The organism is Agromyces sp. NPDC058484, assembly GCF_042720415.1.
GTDB lineage: Bacteria > Actinomycetota > Actinomycetes > Actinomycetales > Microbacteriaceae > Agromyces.
In genome coordinates, this window is record NZ_JBHXMP010000001.1 from 170,491 (window position 1) to 194,919 (window position 24,429).

At 68.5% G+C, this 24,429-nt stretch carries 20 protein-coding genes; 7 read left to right on the plus strand and 13 right to left on the minus strand.

The window, feature by feature from the left end:
• Window positions 1-65: 65 nt before the first annotated feature.
• Entirely contained in the window at window positions 66-986 is a 921-nt protein-coding gene (locus ACFWN7_RS00815; RefSeq protein WP_376936752.1) for a heme o synthase, read from the minus strand.
• A gap of 321 nt (window positions 987-1,307) precedes the next feature.
• Here ACFWN7_RS00815 and tkt point away from each other — a divergent pair, with 321 nt between their 5' ends.
• The 6 genes from tkt to pgl are packed head-to-tail and all read left to right on the plus strand — an operon-like array spanning window position 1,308 to window position 9,420.
• Window positions 1,308-3,401, plus strand: coding sequence for a transketolase (gene tkt / locus ACFWN7_RS00820; RefSeq protein ID WP_376936753.1), 2,094 nt, complete (start codon window positions 1,308-1,310; stop codon window positions 3,399-3,401).
• Between the two features lie 23 nt (window positions 3,402-3,424).
• A complete protein-coding gene (gene tal / locus ACFWN7_RS00825; protein ID WP_376936754.1) occupies window positions 3,425-4,537 on the plus strand; it encodes a transaldolase in 1,113 nt (370 codons plus the stop codon).
• Window positions 4,534-6,138 carry a glucose-6-phosphate isomerase gene (locus ACFWN7_RS00830; RefSeq protein WP_376936755.1) on the plus strand — a complete coding sequence of 535 codons (1,605 nt, stop codon included), beginning with the start codon at window positions 4,534-4,536 and terminating at the stop codon, window positions 6,136-6,138. Before tal ends, ACFWN7_RS00830 begins: the two co-directional genes overlap by 4 nt.
• A 17-nt stretch (window positions 6,139-6,155) precedes the next feature.
• Window positions 6,156-7,697, plus strand: coding sequence for a glucose-6-phosphate dehydrogenase (zwf, locus tag ACFWN7_RS00835; RefSeq protein WP_376936756.1), 1,542 nt, complete (start codon window positions 6,156-6,158; stop codon window positions 7,695-7,697).
• Window positions 7,694-8,653, plus strand: coding sequence for a glucose-6-phosphate dehydrogenase assembly protein OpcA (locus ACFWN7_RS00840; RefSeq protein WP_376936757.1), 960 nt, complete (start codon window positions 7,694-7,696; stop codon window positions 8,651-8,653). Before zwf ends, ACFWN7_RS00840 begins: the two co-directional genes overlap by 4 nt.
• On the plus strand, window positions 8,650-9,420 hold the full coding sequence (gene pgl, locus ACFWN7_RS00845) for a 6-phosphogluconolactonase (protein ID WP_376936758.1): 771 nt from the start codon (window positions 8,650-8,652) through the stop codon (window positions 9,418-9,420). The genes ACFWN7_RS00840 and pgl overlap by 4 nt, the downstream gene beginning before the upstream one ends.
• Window positions 9,421-9,487: 67 nt before the next feature.
• On the opposite strand, the gene ACFWN7_RS00850 is transcribed toward pgl, so the two are convergent.
• The 10 genes from ACFWN7_RS00850 to uvrA form a co-directional block, all read right to left on the minus strand.
• A complete protein-coding gene (locus tag ACFWN7_RS00850; protein ID WP_376936759.1) occupies window positions 9,488-9,856 on the minus strand; it encodes an RNA polymerase-binding protein RbpA in 369 nt (122 codons plus the stop codon).
• 10 nt (window positions 9,857-9,866) lie between these two features.
• Window positions 9,867-10,118, minus strand: a complete 252-nt coding sequence (gene secG, locus ACFWN7_RS00855) for a preprotein translocase subunit SecG (RefSeq protein WP_376936760.1) — start codon at window positions 10,116-10,118, stop codon at window positions 9,867-9,869.
• Window positions 10,119-10,224: 106 nt separating this feature from the next.
• Window positions 10,225-11,013, minus strand: coding sequence for a triose-phosphate isomerase (gene tpiA, locus ACFWN7_RS00860; protein ID WP_376936761.1), 789 nt, complete (start codon window positions 11,011-11,013; stop codon window positions 10,225-10,227).
• On the minus strand, window positions 11,004-12,218 hold the full coding sequence (locus ACFWN7_RS00865) for a phosphoglycerate kinase (protein WP_376936762.1): 1,215 nt from the start codon (window positions 12,216-12,218) through the stop codon (window positions 11,004-11,006). Before ACFWN7_RS00865 ends, tpiA begins: the two co-directional genes overlap by 10 nt.
• An 11-nt stretch (window positions 12,219-12,229) precedes the next feature.
• A complete protein-coding gene (gene gap / locus ACFWN7_RS00870) occupies window positions 12,230-13,234 on the minus strand; it encodes a type I glyceraldehyde-3-phosphate dehydrogenase (protein ID WP_376936763.1) in 1,005 nt (334 codons plus the stop codon).
• Between the two features lie 95 nt (window positions 13,235-13,329).
• A complete protein-coding gene (locus ACFWN7_RS00875) occupies window positions 13,330-13,956 on the minus strand; it encodes a superoxide dismutase (protein WP_376936764.1) in 627 nt (208 codons plus the stop codon).
• Between the two features lie 170 nt (window positions 13,957-14,126).
• On the minus strand, window positions 14,127-15,107 hold the full coding sequence (gene whiA, locus ACFWN7_RS00880) for a DNA-binding protein WhiA (RefSeq protein WP_376936765.1): 981 nt from the start codon (window positions 15,105-15,107) through the stop codon (window positions 14,127-14,129).
• Window positions 15,108-15,138: 31 nt separating this feature from the next.
• Window positions 15,139-16,014: an RNase adapter RapZ gene (rapZ, locus tag ACFWN7_RS00885; RefSeq protein WP_376936766.1), complete on the minus strand. Its 876-nt coding sequence runs from the start codon at window positions 16,012-16,014 to the stop codon at window positions 15,139-15,141.
• A gap of 36 nt (window positions 16,015-16,050) precedes the next feature.
• Window positions 16,051-18,003, minus strand: a complete 1,953-nt coding sequence (gene uvrC / locus ACFWN7_RS00890; protein WP_376936767.1) for an excinuclease ABC subunit UvrC — start codon at window positions 18,001-18,003, stop codon at window positions 16,051-16,053.
• A gap of 4 nt (window positions 18,004-18,007) precedes the next feature.
• Window positions 18,008-20,899, minus strand: coding sequence for an excinuclease ABC subunit UvrA (gene uvrA, locus ACFWN7_RS00895; protein ID WP_376936768.1), 2,892 nt, complete (start codon window positions 20,897-20,899; stop codon window positions 18,008-18,010).
• A gap of 156 nt (window positions 20,900-21,055) precedes the next feature.
• On the opposite strand from uvrA, the gene ACFWN7_RS00900 reads away from it, so the two are divergent.
• A complete protein-coding gene (locus ACFWN7_RS00900) occupies window positions 21,056-21,568 on the plus strand; it encodes a hypothetical protein (protein ID WP_376936769.1) in 513 nt (170 codons plus the stop codon).
• A gap of 124 nt (window positions 21,569-21,692) precedes the next feature.
• Here ACFWN7_RS00900 and uvrB read toward each other — a convergent pair whose 3' ends face one another.
• Entirely contained in the window at window positions 21,693-23,759 is a 2,067-nt protein-coding gene (gene uvrB, locus ACFWN7_RS00905) for an excinuclease ABC subunit UvrB (RefSeq protein ID WP_376936771.1), read from the minus strand.
• 29 nt (window positions 23,760-23,788) lie between these two features.
• The gene (gene coaE, locus ACFWN7_RS00910; RefSeq protein WP_376936773.1) at window positions 23,789-24,400 is read right to left on the minus strand and encodes a dephospho-CoA kinase; all 612 of its coding nucleotides are present in this window, start codon (window positions 24,398-24,400) and stop codon (window positions 23,789-23,791) included.
• Between the last annotated feature and the right edge of the window lie 29 nt (window positions 24,401-24,429).

Consider the following 24,429-nt stretch of genomic DNA (forward strand, 5'->3'; position numbering starts at 1 on the left):
TTTCGCGCCATCCCCCACACCCCCCCGGTTGGGGGGGCGCCGTTCCCGGCCCGCCCCCCCACAACTCAGAACGGCAGCAGCGGGTCGACGCCGATCGCGAGGAACAGCAGCGACAGGTACGCGATCGAGCCGTGGAACACGCGCATCGGGGAGACCTGCTCGTGCCGGATCGCGAGGTTGTAGAGACGGTGGGTCTCGTAGATGAACCAGCCGCCCGCGACGACGGCGACCGTGGAGTAGACGAGGCCCATCGCCGCGACCGGGATCAGCAGCAGTGAACAGGCCACGGTCGCCCACGCGTAGAGGATGACCTGCAGGCCGACCTGCGCGCGACCGCGCACGACGGCGAGCATCGGCACGCCCGCAGCCGCGTAGTCGTCCTTGTACTTCATCGACAGCGGCCAGTAGTGCGGCGGCGTCCAGAGGAAGATGATGAGGAACAGGATGACCGGCGCCCAGCCGAGGCTTCCGGTGACGGCCGCCCAGCCGATGAGCACCGGCATGCAGCCGGCGACGCCGCCCCACACGATGTTCTGAGACGTGCGGCGCTTGAGGATCAGGCTGTAGAAGACCACGTAGAGCAGGATCGCGGCGAGCGAGAGCGCGGCGGCGAGCCAGTTCGTGAAGATCCAGAGCCAGGCGATGGATGCCGCGCCGAGCGCGTAGGCGAACACGAGCGCCTCGCGGTCGGTGAGCTCGCCGGTCACGAGCGGTCGCCCTCGGGTGCGCTTCATGACCCGGTCGATGTCACGGTCGATGTAGCAGTTGAAGGCCCCCGCGGACCCCGCGCTCATCGCGCCGCCGACGAGCGTCGCAACGAGGAGCCAAAGGTTCGGCAGCCCGTTCTGGGCGAGGATCATGGTCGGGGCGGTGACGACGAGCAACAACTCGATGACGCGCGGCTTCGTGAGCGCGAGGTAGGCGGCAAGCTTTCGCCGTACCGTCGTCGCCGGTCGTGTCTCACGAGTGTGTACGGCTGCCTGCATCGTTCCTCTTCTTGGGGCGCGCGCATGATTCGGCCGGACTCCGTGCGGCCCCAGTCGAGTCTAGGACATGGCGCGAGCACTCGGGATGGAACCGGCTACCCGCCTCACCTCGCGCCGGCCGCCGTGTGAGTCATCGCCCGTCACACTCATCCCCGAATCCATATACTGAGGATTGCGCGTCCGGCTTCGCGGTTCCGGCCCGGCCGGCGTCACGCGCGACGTGCCCAGCCGAGTTCGCTCGGCGGAACCGCGCCGCAACGTCCTCGGCGATTCGGGCCGCACGGTTCCCGACGCCGTCACGATCGGAAGGAACAGCACCTCGTGGCAACACTGCAGTGGGAACCCATCGACGATCGAGCGGTGGATACGGCGCGCGTGCTCGCGGCCGACGCCGTGGAGAAGGTCGGGAACGGGCATCCCGGCACGGCGATGAGCCTCGCGCCCGCGGCATACCTGCTCTTCCAGAAGGTGATGCGCCGCGACCCGGCCGACCACGGCTGGCTCGGGCGCGACCGCTTCATCCTCTCGGCGGGGCACAGCTCGCTCACGCAGTACGTGCAGCTCTACCTCGCCGGCGACGGGCTCGAGCTCGACGACCTGAAGCACCTGCGCACATGGGGTTCGAAGACCCCGGGCCACCCCGAGTACGGGCACACCGACGGCGTCGAGATCACCACCGGGCCGCTCGGGCAGGGTCTCGCATCGGCGGTCGGCTTCGCGTACGCGTCGCGGTTCGAGCGCGGCCTGTTCGATCCGGATGCCGCGCCGGGCACGAGCCCGTTCGACCACTTCGTGTACGTCATCGCCAGCGACGGCGACCTCGAGGAGGGCGTGACGAGCGAGGCCTCCTCGCTCGCCGGGCACCAGCAGCTCGGCAACCTCGTGGTGATCTACGACTCGAATCAGATCTCCATCGAGGACGACACCGACATCGCGTTCACCGAGGATGTCGCGAGGCGGTACGAGGCCTACGGATGGCACGTGCAGACCGTCGACTGGAAGAAGACCGGGGAGTACGTCGAAGACGTCGCCGAGCTCCACCGGGCCATCGAGGCGGCCAAGGCCGAGACCTCGAAGCCGTCGATCATCGTGCTGAAGACGATCATCGGCTGGCCGAGCCCGGGCAAGCAGAACACCGGGAAGATCCACGGTTCCGCGCTCGGCGCGGCCGAGCTCGCCGCGACGAAGGAGGTGCTCGACTTCGATCCCGAGCAGAGCTTCGTCGTCGCCGACGACATCATCGAGCACACCCGTGCCGCCGGCGCGCGGGGTGCCGTCCAGCACGCGGAGTGGCAGCAGGCCTTCGATGCGTGGGCCGCGGCGAACCCCGAGCGCAAGGCGCTCCTCGACCGTCTCGAGGCCGGCGAGCTGCCCGACGGCATCGAGTCGGTGCTGCCCGCATTCGAGGGCGGCACCGAGATCTCGACGCGTGCGGCATCCGGTAAGGTCATCAACGCCTTCGCCGGTGAGTTGCCCGAGCTCTGGGGCGGCTCGGCCGACCTTGCCGAGTCCAACCTCACCACCATCAACGGCGCGGCATCATTCATCCCCACCGAGCACTCCACGCACGAGTTCGCCGGCAACCCCTACGGGCGGGTGCTGCACTTCGGCATTCGCGAGCACGCCATGGCCGCGATCGTGAACGGCATCGTGCTGCACGGCAGGACCCGGCCCTTCGGCGGCACGTTCCTCATCTTCAGCGACTACATGCGGCCTGCCGTGCGCCTGGCCGCGCTCATGCACGTGCCGTCGATCTTCGTCTGGACGCACGACTCCGTCGCCCTCGGCGAAGACGGCCCCACCCACCAGCCGATCGAGCAGCTCGCCGCCCTTCGCGCCATCCCCGGCTTCACGGTGGTCCGTCCCGCCGACGCGAACGAGGTCGCGCAGGCGTGGCTCGAGGTCCTGAAGCGCCGCGGCGGTCCCGTCGGCCTCGCGCTCACCCGCCAGAACATTCCGGTGTTCGAGCGGGGCGACGGCGAGGCATCCGGCGACACCCTCGCGTCGGCCACCGGCCTCGCGAAGGGCGCCTACGTGCTCGCCGAGGCCCCCTCCGGTACACCCGAGGTGATCCTCATCGCCACCGGCTCCGAGGTGCAGCTCGCGGTCGCGGCACGCGAGAAGCTCGCCGCAGACGGCATCCAGGCACGTGTCGTGTCGGCTCCGAGCCTCGAGTGGTTCGAGGAGCAGGATGCGGCGTACCGCGAGTCCGTGCTCCCCGCCTCGGTCACCGCACGCGTGTCCGTCGAAGCGGGAATCGCCCTCACCTGGCGCCCGTACGTCGGCGACCGCGGCCGGAGCGTCTCGATCGAGCACTTCGGCGCCTCCGCCGACTACAAGACCCTGTTCCGCGAGTTCGGCATCACGACCGACGCCGTCGTCGCCGCCGCGAAGGAATCGCTCGCGTCGGCCTGACGCGAGCACGAAGGAGACATGACATGACCAGCAACTCCCCCACCGCAGCCCTGTCCGACGCCGGCGTGAGCATCTGGCTCGACGACCTGTCGCGCGAGCGCATCGTCTCGGGCGCCCTCGAACGGCTCATCGCCGATCGCAACGTCGTCGGCGTCACCACCAACCCGACCATCTTCGCGAACGCGCTCGCCAAGGGCGACGGCTACAAGGAGCACCTCCACGCGCTCGCCGAGGCCGGCACCGACCTCGAACCGGCAGTGTTCGAGATCATCACCGACGACGTGCGCACCGCCGCCGACGTGCTCCGCCCGACGTACGATGCGACCGGCGGTGTCGACGGACGCGTCTCGATCGAGGTCGCCCCCGGTCTCGCCCACGACACCGCGGGCACGATCGCGCAGGCGAAGGAACTCTGGGCGACGGTCGACCGCCCGAACGTCTTCATCAAGATCCCCGCGACCATCGAGGGACTCGACGCGATCACCCAGACGATCGCCGCCGGGATCAGCGTCAACGTCACGCTCATCTTCAGCCTCGACCGCTACCGCCAGGTCATGGAGGCCTACCTTGCCGGCCTCGAACAGGCGAAGTCGGCCGGCATCGACCTCTCGACGATCCACTCGGTCGCGTCGTTCTTCGTGTCGCGCGTCGACACCGAGATCGACAAGCGACTCGTCGAGATCGGCACCGATGACGCCCTCGCCCTGAAGAGCAGGGCCGGCGTCGCGAACGCACGGCTCGCGTATGAGCTCTACGAGGAGGTGTTCGGCGGCGAGCGTGCCACAGCCCTGCTCGAGGCGGGCGCGAACAAGCAGCGCCCGCTCTGGGCATCGACCGGCGTCAAGGACCCGTCGCTGCCCGACACGCTCTACGTCACCGAGCTCGTCGCTCCCGGAGTCGTGAACACGATGCCCGAGAAGACGCTCGAGGCGACCTTCGAGCACGGCGAGGTCGTCGGCGACACGGTCACCGGCAACTACGCCGACGCCGGCGACGTGCTCGACGCGCTCGCCCGCGTCGGTGTCGACTACGACGACGTCACCGCGGTGCTCGAGCGCGAAGGCGTCGAGAAGTTCTCCGTCTCGTGGGGCGAGCTCCTCGACACGGTGCGCACCGCGCTGGAGGCGGCGCGATGAGCTTCCGCGTCTCCGTGGGCGGAGCCGCTGCCGAGGCGGTGCGGCGCACCGTGCCCACGCTCGTCGCCGACTACGTGGCGAGCGCGATCACCGGACAGGATGAGGCGCTGTGGGGCCCCGCCTCCGAGGAGGAGGCGGCGAAGCGGCTCGGCTGGACCGAGGCCGTCGCCGTCTCCCGCCCGCTCGTCGCCGAGATCGAGGCGCTCCGCGAGCAGCTCGAAGCCGACGGCGTCGACCACATCGTGCTCGCCGGCATGGGCGGCTCCTCGCTCGCGCCCGAGGTCATCACCCGCACCGCGCGGGTGGAGCTCACCGTGCTCGATTCGACCGAGCCGGGACAGGTGCGTGCCGCGCTCGCCGACCGCCTCACGTCATCGGCGCTCGTGGTCTCGTCGAAGTCGGGCTCGACCGTCGAGACCGACAGCCAGCGCCGGGTGTACGAGCAGGCATTCCGCGACGCCGGCATCGATCCGGTGAAACGCATCATCGTCGTCACCGACCCGGGTTCTCCGCTCGACGAGTCGGCGCGCGCCGCCGGATACCGCGTGTTCAACGCCGACCCGAACGTGGGCGGCCGCTACTCCGCGCTCACCGCCTTCGGCCTCGTGCCGTCGGGGCTCGCCGGGGTCGACATCGGCGAGATCCTCGACGAGGCCGAGACGATCGAGCTGTCGCTCGCGGTCGACACCGAGGAGAACCCCGGTCTCGTGCTCGGCGCCGCGATCGCCGCGACGGTTCCCCGTCGCGACAAGCTCGCGATCGTCGCCGACGGCACCCACATCGTCGGCTTCGCCGACTGGGCTGAGCAGCTGATCGCCGAGTCGACAGGCAAGGAGGGCACCGGCATCCTCCCGGTCGTGCTCGATGCCGACTCACCCGAGCTCGAGGCCGGCCTGCCCGATGTGCAAGTGGTGCGGCTGGTCGCCGACGCCGGTGACCAGATCTTCGGGCACGACGCATCCGGTGACATCCGCGTGTCGGGCACGCTCGGGGCGCAGCTGCTCGTCTGGGAGTACGCGACCGCCGTCGCGGGCCGGATCCTCGGCATCAACCCGTTCGACCAGCCCGACGTGGAGTCCGCGAAGATCGCCGCCCGCGGCCTCCTCGACGCCCGGCCCGAGCCCTCGCCGGCGGCGTTCGTCGCGAACGGGATCGAGGTGCGCGGCACTCCCGAGGTGATCGGGGCATCCAGCGATCTCGCTTCGGCGATCGACGTGCTCCTCGAGGAACTGCCGGCCGATGGTTACGTGTCGGTGCAGGCCTACGTCGATCGCGTCGCGCACCCCGAGCTCGCCCGCCTCCGCGACCTGCTTGCGGCACGCGCCGGCCGGCCGGTCACGTTCGGCTGGGGCCCGCGATTCCTGCACTCGACCGGTCAGTTCCACAAGGGCGGACCGGCCGTCGGCGTGTTCCTCCAGATCACCGAGACCGCGACATCCGATCTCGAGATCCCCGGGCGGCCGTTCACCTTCGGTCAGCTGATCGCAGCACAGGCTTCGGGCGACGCGAGCGTGCTCGCCGAGCACGGCCGGCCCGTGCTCACGCTCACGCTCACGGACCCCGCCGCGAACATCTCGGCGCTGTTCGACGCCGTCGGCTGATCCGGGAAAGGATCCGCATGCCTCCGGCCCAGATCTCCGCGCAGCACAATCCGCTCCGTTCGCCGAAGGACTACCGGCTCAACCGCATCGCCGGTCCGTCGGGCCTCATCATCTTCGGCGTGACGGGCGACCTCTCCCGCAAGAAGCTCATGCCCGCGGTCTACGACCTCGCGAACCGCGGGCTGCTCCCGCCCGGCTTCGCGCTGGTCGGGTTCGCTCGGCGGGACTGGGCCGACCGGGACTTCGAGCAGGTCGTGCACGACTCGGTGAAGCGGTACGCCCGCACCGAGTTCCGTGAGGACGTCTGGAAGCAGCTGGCCCGCGGCATCCGCTTCGTACAGGGCGACTTCGACGACGACGCGGCGTTCGACCACCTGCGCGCCGTCGTCGAAGAGCTCGACCGTGAACGCGGCACGATGGGCAATCACGCGTTCTACCTGTCGATCCCGCCCAAGTCGTTCCCGCTCGTCACCGAGCAGCTGAAGCGGTCGGGGCTCACCGAGCAGCACGGCGACCAGTGGCGCCGCGTCGTCATCGAGAAGCCGTTCGGCTCCGATCTCGAATCGGCGCGCGAACTGAACGACGTCGTCGCCTCGGTGTTCCCGCCTGACTCGGTGTTCCGCATCGATCACTACCTCGGCAAGGAGACGGTCCAGAACATCCTGGCGCTGCGCTTCGCGAACCAGCTCTACGAGCCGATCTGGAACGCGAACTACGTCGACCACGTGCAGATCACCATGGCCGAGGACATCGGCGTCGGCGGTCGTGCGGGGTACTACGACGGAATCGGCGCCGCTCGCGACGTCATCCAGAACCACCTGCTCCAGCTGCTTGCGCTCACGGCGATGGAGGAGCCGATCTCGTTCGAGGCGGGCGACCTCCGCGCCGAGAAGGAGAAGATCCTCGCCGCGGTACGCCTGCCCGACGACCTCGCCACCGGTACCGCACGCGGTCAGTACGCGGGCGGTTGGCAGGGCGGCGAGAAGGTCGTCGGCTTCCTCGAGGAGGAGGGCATGAACCCCGAGTCGACCACCGAGACCTACGCCGCGATGAAGCTCACGATCGGCACGCGTCGTTGGGCAGGCGTGCCGTTCTACCTGCGCGCCGGCAAGCGCCTCGGTCGGCGCGTCACCGAGATCGCGGTCGTGTTCAAGCGGGCGCCCCAGCAGGTGTTCGCCGACAGCCAGACGTCGCAGCTCGGCCAGAACGCCCTCGTCATCCGCGTGCAGCCCGACGAGGGCGTCACCATCCGATTCGGCTCCAAGGTGCCCGGTGCGGGCATGCAGGTGCGCGACGTCACGATGGACTTCGGCTACGGGCACGCCTTCACCGAGGCCAGCCCCGAGGCCTACGAGCGGCTCATCCTCGACGTGCTGCTCGGCGACCCGCCGCTGTTCCCCCGCCAGGAGGAGGTCGAGCTGTCGTGGAGGATCCTCGACCCGATCGAGGAGTTCTGGGCCGCCCAGGGGCAGCCCGAACAATACCGCCCCGGAACCTGGGGCCCGGATTCCGCCGATGAACTCCTCGCCCGCGACGGACGAAGCTGGAGACGCCCATGATCGTCGACCTGCCCGACACCACCACGAGCCAGGTCTCCAAGTCGCTCGTCAAGATCCGCGAGGAGGGTGGGGTCGTCGCCCTCGGGCGCGTGCTGACCCTCGTGATCGCCACCGCCCCCGGCGGTGAGGAGGAGGCGATCGAGGCCGCCAACGACGCGTCGCGGGAGCATCCGATGCGCGTCATCGTGGTGTCCTCCGACCCTGCCGAATCCTCCGACGTGCCGGCCCGACTCGACGCCGAGATCCGCGTCGGCGGCGATGCCGGCGCCAGCGAGGTCATCGTCCTCCGCGCCTGCGGTGACACAGCGCATGACGAGGAGAGCCTCGTCATGGGTCTCCTCCTCCCCGACGCGCCGGTGGTCACCTGGTGGCCCGGCGTCTCGCCCGCCATCCCCGGCGAGGCACCGCTCGGGCGCATCGCCCACCGCAGGATCACGGATGCCTCGACGCAACCCGACCCGCAGGCGGCGCTGCACGGGCTCGCGACGAGTTATCGGCCGGGCGACGCGGACTTCGCGTGGACGCGCCTCACCCTGTGGCGCGCCCAGCTCGCCGCGGTGCTCGACCAGCCGCCGTTCGAACCGGTCACCGCCGTGCGCGTCACGGGGGCGATCGATTCGCCCTCGACCACACTGCTCGCCGCCTGGCTGCGCCTCCAGCTCGACGCCACGAGCACCTGCGTGCTCACCAGAACCGACTCGGGGTCGCACGGCATCCACGGCGTGCACCTCGAACGCGACGGTGGCGTTATCGAGCTCGTGCGCGACGTCCCGGGCATCGCCACGCTCCGCCAGCCCGGCCAGCCGGTGCACGATCTCGCGCTCCCCCGCCGAAACCTCCGCGACTGCCTGGCCGACGAGCTCCGCCGTCTCGACCCCGACGAGTTGTACGGTGACGTGATCACGAGCGGACTCGCACTGCTCGAAGACGTCCAGACCGAAGGAATCCCCGCATGACGAACGAACGGCGCGTCCTCGTCCACCCCGACAAGGCGTCGTTGGCGAGCTCGGTCTCGGCACGGTTCATCACGAAGATGCTCGACATCCTCGACGTTCAGGCGGTGGCACATGTCGTGCTCACCGGCGGATCGATGGGCGCCGCGGTGCTGGAAGCGGTCGCCGCGTCACCCGCCCGCACCTCGATCGACTGGTCGCGCGTGCACTTCTGGTGGGGCGACGAACGCTGGGTCGCCGCGGGTGACGAGGAGCGGAACGACGGGCAGTCGCAGGCGGCACTGCTCGACGACCTCGACCTGCCCGCCGGCAACGTGCACCCGTTCCCGGCATCCGACTCGGGGCTCTCGCTCGAGGAGGCGGCCGACGCATACGCCGCCGAGCTGTCCGAGCACGGCGTCGACGGCTTGCCCCACCCGATCTTCGACATCACGTTCCTCGGCGTCGGGCCCGACGGTCACATCGCGTCCCTGTTCCCCCACCGCTCGGGGATCCAGGTGACCGACCGCACCGTCATCCCCGTGCGCGACTCGCCGAAACCGCCGCCCGAGCGCCTCAGCCTCACCCGCCCGGTCATCAATTCGTCGCAGCGCGTCTGGCTCGTGCTCGCGGGTGCCGACAAGGCCTCCGCGCTGGGCCTGGCTCTCGCGGGCGCCAGTCGCGACGAGGTGCCCGTGGCCGGCATCAAGGGCCGCCGGCGCACCGTCTTCTTCGTCGACGCGGATGCCGCGGCCGAGGTGCCCGAGAGCCTCATCTCGCGCGACGACTGAGCGCCGACGCGTTCCGGACACGCGCGAGGGGCCGGCCTCACGGCCGGCCCCTCGCGGTGTCTGCGTCTCAGTCCTGCGGACTGATCTGACCGCGACGCGTGCGGAGTTGCGTGAGCGCCTCCTCGAGGAGCGCCGCGGCCTCCTCGTCGGTGCGCCGCTCCTTCACGTACGCGAGGTGCGTCTTGTACGGCTCGAGCTTGGACACCGACGGGGGATTGTCCTTGTCGCGACCGGCCGGCAGGCCCGTCGAGGGACTGTCGATGATGTCCGGGATCTCCTCCGCGGGGAGATTGGCCGCGAAGTAGCGGATGGTCTCATTGCCCTGCGCGTCCCAGTAGCTCACTGCGATGCGATCGGCGTGGAAGCCGCGATCCTGCTCGCCCATCGGGCCCGCACCAACGCGCGAGCCCCGGATTGCGCTGTTTCCCGAAGCCATGACTCCCCCGTCAGATCCCGGAATCGAACTTGGTGATGAGTCCGAGCACGACGATGCACGTCACCCACACGAGGCCGAGGATGATCGTGATCCGGTTGAGATTGCGTTCGGCGACGCCGGACGCCCCGAGGCTGGAGGTGACGCCGCCGCCGAACATATCGGACAGACCGCCGCCGCGGCCCTTGTGCAGCAGGATGAGCAGTGTCAGCAGGAGGCTCGTGAGACCGAGCAGCACCTGCAGGACGACCTGGAGAATCTCCACGGTGAACCTTTCCGGGCACGACGCAGGAGGTCGGGCCGACAATCAGTATAACGGCAGGCGGACGGCGATCCCGGGACCCCGACCGCGAGGCGGCGCTTCTACGAGCTCAGGCGCCCACGTGCTTCTTGAAGCGGGCGATGCTCGAGAACTCGTCGATGTCGAGGCTCGCGCCGCCGACGAGCGCGCCGTCGACATTCGGTTCGCGAAGGAACGACGCGATGTTCGCGGCCTTCACCGATCCGCCGTACAGGATGCGCGTGGCCGCCGCGACGTCGTCGCCCAGCGTCTCGGCGAGGACGGCGCGGAGTGCCGCGCAGACCTGCTCTGCCTGCTCGGGGGTCGCCGCCTGACCCGAACCGATCGCCCAGACCGGCTCGTACGCGACGACGAGGCCCTTCGCGCCGTCGACGCCCTCGAGCGCGGCGCGAAGCTGCGCCACGGGCACAGCGCTCGGCCCGTGCGCCTCGAGGTCGGCCGCAGTCTCCCCCACGCACACGACGGGGACGAGTCCGTGGCGGTGTGCCGCAAGCACCTTGGCGTTCACGTCGGCGTCGGACTCGCCGTGCAGAGTGCGGCGCTCCGAATGCCCGATGATGACGTAGCCGCAGTCGAGCTGGGCGAGGAACGCGGCCGAGATCTCACCCGTGTACGCACCCGAGTCGTGCGCCGACACGTCTTGTGCGCCATAGGCCAGCGGCAGCGAGTCGGCGGCGATCAGCGTCTGCACCGAACGCAGGTCGGTGAACGGCGGGAAGACCGCGACCTCCGCGTCCGCGAAGTCGTGCCTCGCGTCGGCAAGGGCCCACGCGAGCTTCTGCACGAACGCGATCGACTGCAGGTGGTCGAGGTTCATCTTCCAGTTGCCCGCGATGAACGGGGTTCGCTTCACTGCCATCCGAGGACCTCCAGTCCGGGGAGCTTCTTGCCTTCGAGGAATTCGAGGCTCGCGCCTCCGCCCGTCGAGATGTGACCGAACAGGCGGTCGTCGAATCCGAGCTGTCGCACGGCCGCCGCGGAGTCGCCCCCGCCGACGACGCTGAGTCCGTCGACCTCGGTGAGCGCCTCCGCCACCACGCGAGTGCCGGCGGCGAACGGCGCGAGCTCGAACACGCCCATCGGGCCGTTCCAGAACACGGTGCGCGAGCCGCGGATGTGCTCCGCAAAGGCGGCCGCGGTGTCGGGGCCGATGTCGAGCCCGAGTCCGGATGCTCCGAACGGCGTCTCCTCGATGGCATCGGCCGCCGCGACCACATGGTCGGCGTCGGCCGAGAATGACGCGGCGACGACCACGTCGGTGGGGAGCACGATCGGGACGCCGCGCTCGGCGGCTTCGGCGAGATAGCCCTTCACCGTGTCGATCTGGTCTTCCTCCAGGAGGCTCGAGCCCACCTGGTGCCCCTGGGCGGCGAGGAAGGTGAACAGCATCCCACCGCCGATCAGCAACGCATCGACCCTCGGGAGGAGATGCGCGATGACACCGAGCTTGTCGGAGACCTTCGATCCGCCGAGCACGACGGTGTAGGGCCGTTCGGGCGACTCCGTGAGTCGGTCGAGCACGTCGAGTTCCGAGTCGATGAGAAGGCCCGCGGCACTCGGGCGCAACTCCTCGAGCTCGAACACGCTCGCCTGCTTGCGATGCACCACGCCGAACCCGTCGGACACGACCGCATCGGCGAAGCCGGAGAGCTCGCCGGCGAAGGCCGTGCGCTCCGCCTCGTTCTTCGAGGTCTCGCCGGGGTTGAAGCGGAGGTTCTCGAGCACGAGCACCTCGCCGTCGCCGAGCGCCTCGACCTTCGCCGCGGCATCCGCTCCGACCGTGTCGGTCGCGAAGCCCACCGGAGCGTGGACGAGCTCACCGAGGCGTACTGCGACCGGTGCGAGGCTGTACTTCGAGTCAGGGGCGCCGTCGGGCCGCCCGAGATGGGAGACGACGATCACGCGGGCCCCCTGGCCGATGAGCGCCTCGAGCGTGGGGACCGACGCCCGCACGCGGCCGTCGTCCGTGATGACCCCGTCCTGGAGAGGAACGTTGAGGTCGCAACGGACGACGACGCGCTTGCCGGCGAGCGGACCGAGGGTGTCGATCGTTCGCAGGGTCACGGTCGCGCGCCTCAGAGACGCTCGGCGACGTACTCGGTGAGGTCGACGAGCCGGTTGGAGTAGCCCCACTCGTTGTCGTACCACCCCGACAGCTTCACCTGGTCGCCGATCACGCGCGTGAGCCCGGCGTCGAAGATGCAGGAGTACGGGTCGGAGACGATGTCGCTCGAGACGAGCTCGTCTTCCGAGTACTTGAGGATGCCCTTCAGCGGCCCCTCGGCCGCGGCCTTGTAGGCGGCCTTCACCTCGTCGACGGTGACCGGACGCGACGCCGTGACCGTGAGATCGGTGATCGAGCCGGTGGGCACCGGCACGCGAAGGGCGAATCCGTCGAGCTTGCCGACGAGTTCGGGCAGCACCAGGCCGATGGCCTTCGCGGCGCCCGTCGACGTCGGGACGATGTTGATCGCGGCCGCACGAGCCCGGCGGAGGTCTTTGTGGGGGCCGTCCTGCAGATTCTGGTCGGCGGTGTAGGCGTGCACTGTCGTCATGAGACCGCGCTCGATGCCGAACGCATCGTTGAACACCTTCGCGAGCGGAGCCAGGCAGTTCGTCGTGCAGGACGCGTTCGAGATGATGTTGTGCTTCTCGGGGTCGTACGTGTCCTCGTTGACGCCGATGACGAACGTGGCGTCCTCATCGGTCGCGGGCGCCGAGATGAGCACCTTCTTCGCGCCGGCCTCGATGTGCTTGCGCGCGTCGGCGGCCTTCGTGAAGAAGCCGGTGGACTCGATCACGATGTCGACCCCCAGCTCGCTCCAGGGGAGATTCGCGGGGTCGCGCTCGGCGAACGCCCTGATCGGCGTGCCGTTCACGATGATGTGATCGTCGTCGTAGTCCACCGTGGCGTCGAGGGGACCGGTGACCGAGTCGTACTTCAGCAGGTGAGCGAGCGTCTTGTTGTCGGTGAGGTCGTTCACCGCGACGATCTCGAGGTCGGCGCCCTGGGCGAGAGCGGCGCGGAAGTAGTTGCGGCCGATGCGGCCGAAGCCGTTGATGCCGATCTTTACGGACACGGATGACTCCTGTGTGACGGTGCGCGGGCGCGCGATTGCAAGGGTGGACGGATCGAACGGCGGTGTCCCCGGAAGGGCCCCGGGGACACCATCCGCTATGACAGTAGCAGCAGCCCCGAGGTCTTCTCGCGGGCCGCTGAGAAGCGCTCCTGCACGTTGGCCCAGTTCGCGATGTTCCAGAACGCCTTCACGTAGTCGGCGCGGACGTTCTTGTAGTCGAGGTAGTACGCGTGCTCCCACACGTCGAGCATGAGCAGCGGCACGATGCCCGCCGGAAGGTTCCCCTGCTGGTCGAAGAACTGCACGATGATGAGCCGCTGGCCGATGGAATCCCATGCGAGCACGGCCCAGCCCGATCCCTGAACGCCGAGCGCGGTCGCCGTGAAGTGCGCTTGGAACTTGTCGAACGAGCCGAAGTGATCGTCGATCGCAGCAGCGAGCTCTCCGGTGGGCTTGTCGCCGCCGTCGGGCGACATGTTGGTCCAGAAGATGGAGTGGTTGACATGGCCGCCGAGGTTGAACGCGAGGTCCTTCTCGAGCTTGTTGACGCCGGCAAGGTTGTCGGAGTCGCGCGCCTCCGCGAGTTGCGCGAGGGCGGTGTTCGCGCCGGTCACATACGCCTGGTGGTGCTTGGAGTGATGCAACTCCATGATCGTCGCGCTGATCGACGGCTCGAGCGCCGCGTAGTCGTAGGGCAGATCGGGCAGGGTGTAGTCAGCCATTGCTTCTCCTTGTCAGATGCCGGGCGTTCCGGGCTCCTGCCCGGTGTTCCGCAGCTGCAACCTCGAGTCTATGCCCGCCGGGTGATGCGTCGAACGGACGTTCCGTCGCTCTCGTCGCCGCCCCTCGACGGATGCCGCGGCATCCGCTTCGCCGGCGACCCCGCCGATGCTCAGACGTCGTCGAGATCTGCCGGCAGGCTCGCCTCGGTGCCCGGCACGCCGGTCTCGACGGCATGCTTGTCGGCCATCGCGAGGAGGCGACGGATGCGACCGGCGACCGCGTCCTTCGTCATGGGCGGGTCGGCGTGATGGCCGAGCTCGTCGAGGCTCGCGTCGCGGTGTGCGAGGCGGAGCTCACCGGCGTAGCGCAGGTGATCGGGGATCTCGTCACCGAGCAGTTCCATGGCGCGTTCCACTCGGGCGCACGCGGCCACCGCTGCCTGCGCAGACCGGCGCAGGTTCGCATCGTCGAAGTTCACGAGGCGGTTGGCGGTCGCGCGAACCTCTCGACGCTGTCGGAGCTCCTCCCAGTTTCGCACGGTGCCGGTCGCGCCCATCCGTGCGAGCATCGCGCTGATCGCCTCGCCGTCGCGGATGACGACGCGGTGGACGCCGCGGACCTCGCGGGCCTTCGCCGAGATGCCGAGGCGGCCCGCGGCTCCGACGAGGGCCATCGCCGTCTCGTTGCCCGGGCACGTCACCTCGAGTGCCGCCGATCGCCCTGGGTCGGTGAGGCTGCCGTTGGCGAGGAACGCGCCCCGCCAGACCGCGGCGACGTCGTCGCGCGAACCGGTGGTGAGCTTGTTCGGCAGGCCGCGCACGGGCCGGCGACGCGCATCCAGCAATCCCGTCTGCCGTGCGAGGGTCTCGCCCCCGTCGAGGACTCGCACGAGGTACTGGTTCGAACGACGGACGCCCGACGGCGAGATCACCGAGACATCCGGCCGGACGCCGTAGAGCTCGCCGAGATCACGGGTCACGCGCCGCACGATCGTCGGCGAGTCGAGTTCGGCCTCGATCGCGATGCGCCCCGAGATGATGTGCAGCCCTCCGGCGAACCGGAGCACCGAGGCGAGCTCGGCCGCCCGCACCGTCGTCTTCGACACGTCGACACGCGCGAGCTCCTCTTTCACATCCGCGGTCAGTGCCACCTCACGTCCTCTCCCTCGTCATGTCTCCGGATCACTCCCGGCCGCGATCGCGGTGCTTCACGCTCACCACGACCCCCGGCATCCGCTCGAGTCGGTCGACGAGCTCGCGGACGATGGCGACCGAGCGATGCTTGCCGCCCGTGCATCCGATCGCGATGGTCGCATGCCGCTTGTTCTCACGCTGGTACCCGGCGAGCACCGGCTCGAGGGCCGTCGCGTACGCGTCGATGAACTCGCGCGCGCCGGGTTGTCCGAGCACGTAGTCGGAAACCGCGGCGTCCTCGCCGCTCAGGTGCCGCAGTTCGGGGATCCAGAACGGGTTCGGCAGGAAGCGCGCGTCGGCGACGAGGTCGGCGTCGGCCGGAAGCCCGTACTTGAACCCGAAACTCAGCAGGGTCACCTGGAGCCCTGCGCGACCCTCCTCGGCGAAGGTCTCGGTGATGAGGGTCGCCAGCTGGTGGATGTTGAGGTCGGAAGTGTCGATCACGATGTCGCTCGACTCCCGGAGTTCGGCGAGGCGGGTGCGCTCGGCGCCGATGCCGTCGAGGATCGTGCCGTCCTCCTGCAGCGGGTGAGGTCGGCGCACCGACTCGAATCGACGCACGAGCACCGCGTCTGTGGCATCGAGGAACACGACCCGCACGTTCACGCCGGCGCGGAGCGCCTGGATGATGTCCCGCAGCTCCGAGAAGAAGTCGCCGCCGCGCACGTCGACGACGGCCGCGATGCGCGGCAGCGAGGCCCCGGCCCGCTCCACGAGCTCGACCAGCGGGCGGAGCATCTGGGGGGGCAGGTTGTCGACGACGTACCAGCCGAGGTCTTCGAGCGCATTGGCGACCGTCGAACGACCCGCGCCGGACATTCCGGTGACGATGAGCATCTCCTGTTGCAGAGCCTCAGCCGGCATCGTCTCGGGTCCCCTTCCGCGCGTCGACACCTCAGCCTAGCGGGGCGCCGACACGCGGTCGGCGTGAAGGTGGGCGTGGATGGTCGCCGCGAGAGCCGGACCGATTCCCTTGACCTCGGTGATCTCACTCTCGGTCGCGGCACGGAGCCGCGACACGGACCCGAAGTGGCGGAGCAGCTCCTTCACCCGCGCCGGCCCCAGCCCGGGGATTCCCGAGAGCACGGTCCCGATGTCGCGTTTGCGCCGCTGCCGCTGGTGGGTGATGGCGAACCGGTGCGCCTCGTCGCGCACTCGCTGGAAGAGGAAGAGCGCATCGCTGTTCCGAGGGAGGATCACCGGGAAGTCGGCATCGGGTGTCCAGATCTCCTCGAGGCGTTTCGCGATCCCGCACAGGTAGACGCCTTCGACGCCGGACTTCGCGAGGGCACGTGCGGCGGCGGCGACCTGCGGCTGACCGCCGTCGACCACGAGGAGGTTCGGACGATACGCGAACTTCTTCCGTCGGTCGGATGTCGCAGCGGCATCCGCTTCGTCGGAGTCCCCCTCGTCGGCGTCGCGCGCGTCGGGGGCGATGCCGTTCGCTCCGCTCGGCACCGCGAGGTAGGCGAGCCGACGCGTGACGACCTGGTGGATCGCGTCGGTGTCGTCGCTCGCGCTCGGAATGGTGAAACGCCGGTACTCGTCTTTGCGAGGGAGGCCGTCTTCGAAGACCACCATCGAGGCGACGATGTTCGTGCCGCTCAGGTGGGACACGTCGTAGCACTCGATCCGGAGCGGGGCATCGGCCATGCCGAGCGCCTCCTGGATGTCCTCGAGTGCGCGCGAGCGTGTCGTGAAGTCGGCGCTTCGCCTCGTCTTGTAGAGCATGAGCGATTGCTTCGCGTTCTGCGTCGCCGTCTGGAGGAGGGCCGCCTTGTCGCCGCGCCGGGCGGCGCGAAGCCGCACCTTGCGCCCGGCGAGCGTGCCGAGCCACGTCTCGAGGGCTGCGGCATCGTCGGGCAGCTCTGGAACCACGATCTCGCGGGCGGGGGCGAGGCCGGAGCCGTACGCGTTCTGCACCACGGAGTCGACGAGTTCGCCGAGCGGAACGTCGAGCTCCTTGTCGACCGTCCAGGTGTGCACGCCCCTGACCCTGCCGCCACGGACGACGAACAGCTGCACGGCCGCGGCGAGCTCGTCGTGCTCGATGCCGAACACGTCGATGTCGACGCGGTCGCCGAGTACCATGGCGCTCTTCTCGAAGAACGCGCCGGCGGCCTGCAGCTGGTCTCGGCGGCGCGCGGCCGACTCGTAGTCCTGGGCAGCGGCGGCCGCCCGCATCTCGGCCGCGAGGTCGTCGATGATCCTCGGGTCCTGGTTCTGCATGAACGCGACGAACCGATCGACGTTCGCTCGATGCTCCTCGAGCGTGACCTTCCCGGAGCAGGGTCCGAAGCAACGACCGATCTGGCCGGCGAAGCAGGGTTTGCCCGACGTCACCGCGCGACGGTAGTCGCTGTCTTTGCAGGTGCGGATCGGGAACAGCTTGATCAGCAGATCGAGGGTCTCGTTCACCGCCCACACCTTCGGATACGGTCCGAAGTACCGTGCCCCCGGGATGCCGCGCTTTCGCGAGACCATGGCGCGTGGGGCGTCGTCTCCGAGCGTCACCACGAGGTATGGGTACGACTTGTCGTCCTTGAATCGCACGTTGAACGGCGGCTTGAGCTCGTTGATCCAGGTGATCTCGAGGTTCAGCGCCTCGACGTCGGTGCGCACCACCGTCCACTCGACTGAGGCGGCGCTGGTCACCATGCGACGCGTGCGCTCGTGCAGGGTCTGCAGCGGTGCGAAGTAGTTCGACAGGCGCGCCCGCAGGTTCTTGGCCTTGCCGACATACAGCACGCGCCGCTCGGCATCGCGGAAGCGGTAGACACCCGGCGCGGTGGGGATCTCCCCCGGCCTCGGGCGATAGGGAACGCCGTGGTGGCTCGGCGATGCAGTGCTCATCGCCTCAGCTGGCTACGTCGGCGCGAACGGATGCCGCATCGAAGATCTCACGGAGGAAGAATCCGGTGTGACTCCCGGGCACGCGTGCGACCTGCTCGGGCGTGCCGGTCGCGACGACTCGACCACCGCCTGAGCCCCCCTCGGGGCCGAGGTCGATGATCCAGTCGGCCGACTTGATGACGTCGAGGCTGTGCTCGATGACGATCACGGTGTTGCCCTTCTCGACGAGCTTGCCAAGTACCTTCAGGAGCTTGCGTACGTCTTCGAAGTGGAGGCCGGTGGTCGGTTCGTCGAGCACGTACACGCTTCGGCCGTTCGACCGGCGCTGGAGCTCGGTGGCCAGCTTGACACGCTGGGCCTCACCGCCGGACAGCGTCGTCGCGCTCTGGCCGAGCTGGACGTAGCCGAGCCCGACGTCGACGAGCGTCTTCAGGTATCGATGGATCGCGGAGATCGGCTCGAAGAACTCCGCCGCCTCGCTGATCGGCATCTCGAGCACCTCCGAGATGTCCTTGCCCTTGTAGTGCACCTGGAGGGTCTCGCGGTTGTACCGCTTCCCGGAGCACACCTCGCAGGCGACGTAGACGTCGGGCAGGAAGTTCATCTCGATCTTGATGGTGCCGTCGCCGGAGCACGCCTCGCACCTGCCTCCCTTGACGTTGAAGCTGAACCGGCCCGGGAGGTAGCCGCGCGCCTTCGCCTCGGTGGTCTCGGAGAACAGGGTGCGGATCCGGTCGAACACGCCCGTGTATGTGGCGGGATTCGACCGCGGCGTGCGCCCGATCGGCGCCTGATCGACGTGCACCACCTTGTCGAGGTGCTCAAGGCCGGTGACCCTGCGGTGCCTGCCCGCAACCTTGCGTGCGCCGTTCAGGCGGTTCGCGAGCACCCGGTACAGGATGTCGTTCACGAGCGACGACTTGCCCGACCCGCTGACACCGGTGACGGCCGTGAACGTGCCGAGGGGGAAGTCGACATCGATGCCGCGCAGGTTGTTGGCCTCGGCGCCGGAGACCGAGATCACGCGTTCGGGGTCGATGGTGCGCCGGTGCGTCGGGAGCGGGATCTCCTTGCGACCCGAAAGGTAGTCGCCCGTCAGCGAGCGCGTGTTCTTCACGAGTTCGGCGTAGCTGCCCGAGTGCACCACGGTGCCGCCGTTCACGCCGGCGCCCGGCCCGATGTCGACGATCCAGTCGGCGGTTCGGATGGTGTCTTCGTCGTGCTCGACGACGATGAGCGTGTTGCCGAGGTCGCGGAGGGCGAGAAGTGTGTCGATGAGTCGGCGGTTGTCACGCTGGTGCAGGCCGATGCTGGGCTCGTCGAGAACGTAGAGCACGCCGGTGAGCCCCGAGCCGATCTGGGTCGCGAGCCTGATGCGCTGCGCCTCACCACCCGAGAGCGTGCCGGCCGCACGAGCGAGGTCGAGGTAGTTGAGACCGACGCGGATGAGGAAATCGAGGCGCACCTTGATCTCGCGCAGGACCTGCGCCGCGATCGCCTGCTCGCGGTCGGTGAGCTGCAATCGGTCCATGAAGGATCGCGCGTCGGTGAGACTGAGGAGTCCGACATCTGCGATGCTCGCGCCGTGGATGAGCACCGAGAGCACCTCGGGCTTCAGTCGCTTTCCGTCGCAGACCGGGCAGGGCACCTCTCGGAGGTACTCCGACCAGCGCGCGCGCTGCACATCGGTCTCGGCCTGCACGTATTGCCGCTCGATGTAGGGGACCACGCCCTCGAACCCCGACGTGTAGCTCATCTCGCGCCCATAGCGGTTGCGCCAGCGGACCTTGACCTCGAAGTTGTCGCCGCGGAGCACCGCCTGGCGCGCGTCGTCGGCGAGATGCTCCCACGGGGTGTCGAGCGAGAACCCGAGGTCGCGCGCGAGTCCGTCGAGGAGCTTCTCGTAGTAGTTGTAGAGGCTCTTGCCCTGCGACGTCCAAGGGATGATGACGCCCTCGGAGATGCTCATCGCCGGATCGCCCAGGAGCAGCGCCTCGTCGACCGACATCCGCGTGCCGAGCCCGGAGCACTCGGGACAGGCGCCGAACGGCGCGTTGAACGAGAACGTGCGCGGCTCGATCTCGGTGAGCTGGATCGGATGCTGGTTCGGGCAGGAGAGCTTCTCTGAGAAGGTCGCCCACGACTGAGGCCCGGATTGGTCGACGAAGTTCACCTGCACGAGGCCGTCGGTCAGGCGGAGTGCCGTCTCGAGCGAGTCGGTGAGCCGATTGAGCATCTCGGGGCCGGCCACGAGGCGGTCGACGACCACCGAGATGTCGTGCTTGACCTGCTTCTTCAGCGCCGGCGGTTCATCGAGGCGGATGACCTCGCCGTCGACGACGGCGCGCGAGTATCCCTGTGCGGCGAGATCGCGGAACAGGTCGACGAATTCGCCCTTCTTCTTCGAGACGACGGGGCTGAGCACCTGATAGCGGGTGCCTTCGGGGAGCTCCATGAGCTGGTCGGCGATCTGCTGAACGGTCTGCCGCTGGATGCGCTCCCCGCAGATCGGGCAATGCGGCACGCCGATGCGGGCCCACAGGAGGCGCATGTAGTCGTAGATCTCGGTGATCGTGCCGACGGTCGAACGAGGGTTGCGGTTGGTCGACTTCTGGTCGATCGAGACGGCAGGGCTGAGACCCTCGATGAAGTCGACATCGGGTCGGTCGACCTGGCCGAGGAACTGGCGCGCATATGCGGAAAGGGATTCCACGTATCGGCGCTGCCCCTCGGCGAAGATCGTGTCGAACGCGAGCGACGACTTGCCCGAGCCCGACAGGCCCGTGAACACGACCATCGCATCGCGCGGGATCTCGACGTCGATGTTCTGCAGATTGTGCACGCGGGCACCGCGGACACTCAGGCGCGAGTGGGCATCGAGACGTGAGACTGGCACCCTATGAGTCTAGAGAGCGCCACTGACACGGAGCCCCGGCCGGCGCGCGCTCTGAGCGAACATACGTTCTAGGTATCTGCTTGAGTGAAGCGCGCTGCGCATCGGGCAGGATCCGCGCATTCCGCCGCGGTCGCGGCCCGCCATAGACTCAGCCTGATGAAGCAACGGCGTCCCCGATCTCGTCTTAGGCTTAGTCGGGCGACGCTGCTCTCGCTCATCGGAGTCGGAACCATCCTGGTTCTCGCGTGGATTGCGACGGCCTTGGTTCCGAACCCGGCGCCGGCCACGGTGGAGGAAGCCACAGCGGTGGTGACGGGGTACTACGACCGGGTCGAGGAGACCATCCCTGCCAACGCAGTACTCGGTACGAGCGAAGAGATCGTCCAGGAACCTTGTCCCCTTGAGGACCGTGGAGATCGGGCAACCGTCCGACGCGTGATCAACGTTGAGCCGACGATGGATCGCGTCGCGTGGGCTGCCTCCCTTTCGAAAGAGTTCCCCGAAGCGGACAGCTGGGTGGTGCGGGTGAGGACGCTCGACTCTCGCGAGAACCTTCGCATCCGAATCGTCGGGAAGACCATGATCATTCTCGACATCACCACCGTCCACAACGCGGCCGGTGAAGCGAGCATCATCATGACGTCCGCGAGCGAGTGCAGCCAGCCATGAAGTGACCCGCCCAACACGACAGGTGCCAGCTTCACCTAAGCAGATACGTAGAAGATACGTTCGATCGCCGCCCGGACGGGCGCCCAGGTGAGAACAGGCCATGCCTCAGGAGTGGATCTGCCAGTCAGCCGAGGTGACCGGCCTTCTCCATCTGCCTGAGCTCCCGCTTGAGGTCTGAGACCTCGTCGCGGAGCCGGGCGGCGAGCTCAAACTTCAGCTCCCCCGCTGCCTCGAGCATCTGCTCGTTGAGGTCGCGGATGAGCTCCTCGAGGTCGTTCGCTCCCGCTGCTGCGATGCCCTCGCGACGGAGGTTCGGCACGGGCGCCTTCTTGCGGGCGTCCCTGCCTGCGAGAAGAGCCGCGGTGTCGGCCTCCTCGCGCGCGAGCACGTCGGTGATGTCGGCGATGCGCTTGCGGAGCGGCTGGGGGTCGATGCCGTTCGCGCGGTTGTATTCGAGCTGCTTGTCGCGGCGGCGCGTCGTCTCTTCGATCGCGGCCTTCATCGAGTCGGTCAGCGCGTCGGCGTACATGTGCACCTCGCCCGAGACATTGCGCGCTGCACGGCCGATCGTCTGGATGAGCGAGGTCGAGGAGCGAAGGAATCCCTCCTTGTCGGCGTCGAGGATGGCGACCAGCGACACCTCGGGGAGATCGAGACCTTCGCGCAGCAGGTTGATGCCGACGAGCACGTCGTAGACGCCTGCACGCAGCTCGGTCAGGAGTTCGACGCGGCGCAGCGTGTCGACGTCGGAGTGCAGGTACCGTACCCGAACGCCCGCTTCGGTCAGGAAGTCGGTCAGTTCCTCGGCCATCCGCTTGGTGAGGGTCGTGACGAGCACGCGCTCGTCACGCTCTGCGCGGATGCGGATCTCCTCGAGCAGGTCGTCGATCTGTCCCTTCGACGGCTTCACCACGATCTGCGGGTCGACGAGGCCCGTGGGGCGGATGATCTGCTCCACCACACCGTCGGCGATGTCCATCTCGTAGCGGCCCGGGGTCGCGGAGAGGTAGACGGTCTGGCCCACTCGGTCTTTGAACTCATCGAACTTGAGCGGGCGGTTGTCGAGCGCGCTCGGCAGCCGGAAGCCGTGTTCGACGAGCGTGCGCTTGCGCGACGAGTCGCCCTCGTACATGGCGCCGATCTGCGGCACCGTGACGTGCGACTCGTCGATGACCACGAGGAAGTCGTCGGCGAAGTAGTCGAGCAGGCAGTGCGGGGGCTCCCCCGCCGACCTGCCGTCGATGTGACGCGAGTAGTTCTCGATCCCGGAGCAGAACCCGATCTGCTCCATCATCTCGAGGTCGAACGTCGTGCGCATGCGCAGACGCTGCGCCTCGAGCAGCTTGCCCTCGCGCTCGAGCTCCGCGAGCCGCTCCTCCAACTCGACGCGGATGGTGCCGATCGCGCGCTGCATCACGTCGGTGCTCGCGACGTAGTGCGATCCCGGGAAGATGGGCACGGCGTCGAGCTTCGCAACGACCTGTCCGGTGAGCGGATGCAGGCTGTAGAGCGCCTCGATCTCATCACCGAACATCTCGATGCGGATGGCCAGTTCTTCATAGACGGGGATGATCTCGATGGTGTCGCCGCGCACGCGGAACGTGCCGCGCGAGAAGGCGACGTCGTTGCGCTGGTACTGCATGGATACGAACTTGCGGATGAGCCAGTCGCGGTCGACCCGCTGGCCCACCTGGAGCGGCATCATCGCCCCGAGATACTCCTCGGGTGTGCCGAGGCCGTAGATGCACGACACGGTCGAGACGACCACCACATCGCGCCGGCTGAGGAGCGAGTTGGTCGTCGAGTGCCGCAGGCGCTCGACCTCCGCGTTGATCGACGAGTCCTTCTCGATGAAGGTGTCGGTCTGCGGCACGTAGGCCTCGGGCTGGTAGTAGTCGTAGTAGGAGACGAAGTACTCGACCGCGTTGTTCGGCATCAGCTCGCGGAACTCGGTCGCGAGCTGGGCCGCGAGGGTCTTGTTGTGCGCGAGCACGAGGGTCGGGCGCTGCACCTGCTCGATGAGCCATGCGGTGGTCGCCGACTTGCCCGTTCCGGTCGCACCGAGCAGCACCACGTCGGTCTCTCCGGCGTTGACGCGACCGGCGAGCTCGGTGATCGCGGTCGGCTGGTCGCCGCTCGGCTGGTACTCGCTCACGACCTCGAAGGGGCGGACGGATCGGCTGGCCTGCATGCGCTCCAGTCTAGGATCGCCCGCCGACACTACTTCCGGGCGCGCTCCTGCACGACGCGGTGCCACAGCGCATCGGACTGGCTCATGGTGTGCGCCATCGAGCCGTCGGTGTCGATGACGACATCGGCGATCGCGAGCCGCTGCGGGTTGCCGGCCTGGGCATCGACCCGTGCCTCGGCCTGGATGGGGTCGAGGCCGCGCTCCTCGACGAGTCGCCTCACCTGCGTGCGCTTCGGTGCGTTCGTCACCACGACGAGGTCGAACGGATGGTCGACGGATGCCTCGACGAGCAGCGGCACGTCGTACACCACCACTGCATCGGGGTCTTCGCGCCCGGCCTTCTCTATGAGCTTGGCTGACAGCGCACGGACGGCAGGATGCACGATCGCGTTGAGCTTCGCCCGTGCCTCATCGTCACCGAACACGAGCTCGCCGAGCTTCGGGCGATCGAGCGTGCCGTCGTGGCGGAGCACCCCGGGCCCGAACTCCTCGACGATCGCTGCGAGCGCCGGCGTGCCCGGCTCGACGACGCGACGTGCCAGGTCGTCGGCGTCGATGTGCACCGCTCCGTGCTCGACGAGTCGTCTGGCGACGGTGGACTTGCCTGAGGCGATGCCGCCCGTGAGACCGATCAGATACACGCACACAACTCTATCCGTGCGAGACTCGA

Excerpts from the sequence above, each read along its gene's own strand:
- ACFWN7_RS00815 (WP_376936752.1), bottom strand. The coding sequence starts at position 986 with ATGCAGGCAGCCGTACACACTCGTGAGACACGACCGGCGACGACGGTA.
- tal (WP_376936754.1), top strand. The coding sequence starts at position 3,425 with ATGACCAGCAACTCCCCCACCGCAGCCCTGTCCGACGCCGGCGTGAGC.
- ACFWN7_RS00830 (WP_376936755.1), top strand. The coding sequence starts at position 4,534 with ATGAGCTTCCGCGTCTCCGTGGGCGGAGCCGCTGCCGAGGCGGTGCGG.
- zwf (WP_376936756.1), top strand. The coding sequence starts at position 6,156 with ATGCCTCCGGCCCAGATCTCCGCGCAGCACAATCCGCTCCGTTCGCCG.
- ACFWN7_RS00840 (WP_376936757.1), top strand. The coding sequence starts at position 7,694 with ATGATCGTCGACCTGCCCGACACCACCACGAGCCAGGTCTCCAAGTCG.
- pgl (WP_376936758.1), top strand. The coding sequence starts at position 8,650 with ATGACGAACGAACGGCGCGTCCTCGTCCACCCCGACAAGGCGTCGTTG.
- ACFWN7_RS00850 (WP_376936759.1), bottom strand. The coding sequence starts at position 9,856 with ATGGCTTCGGGAAACAGCGCAATCCGGGGCTCGCGCGTTGGTGCGGGC.
- tpiA (WP_376936761.1), bottom strand. The coding sequence starts at position 11,013 with ATGGCAGTGAAGCGAACCCCGTTCATCGCGGGCAACTGGAAGATGAAC.
- ACFWN7_RS00875 (WP_376936764.1), bottom strand. The coding sequence starts at position 13,956 with ATGGCTGACTACACCCTGCCCGATCTGCCCTACGACTACGCGGCGCTC.
- rapZ (WP_376936766.1), bottom strand. The coding sequence starts at position 16,014 with ATGCCGGCTGAGGCTCTGCAACAGGAGATGCTCATCGTCACCGGAATG.
- uvrC (WP_376936767.1), bottom strand. The coding sequence starts at position 18,003 with ATGAGCACTGCATCGCCGAGCCACCACGGCGTTCCCTATCGCCCGAGG.
- ACFWN7_RS00900 (WP_376936769.1), top strand. The coding sequence starts at position 21,056 with ATGAAGCAACGGCGTCCCCGATCTCGTCTTAGGCTTAGTCGGGCGACG.
- uvrB (WP_376936771.1), bottom strand. The coding sequence starts at position 23,759 with ATGCAGGCCAGCCGATCCGTCCGCCCCTTCGAGGTCGTGAGCGAGTAC.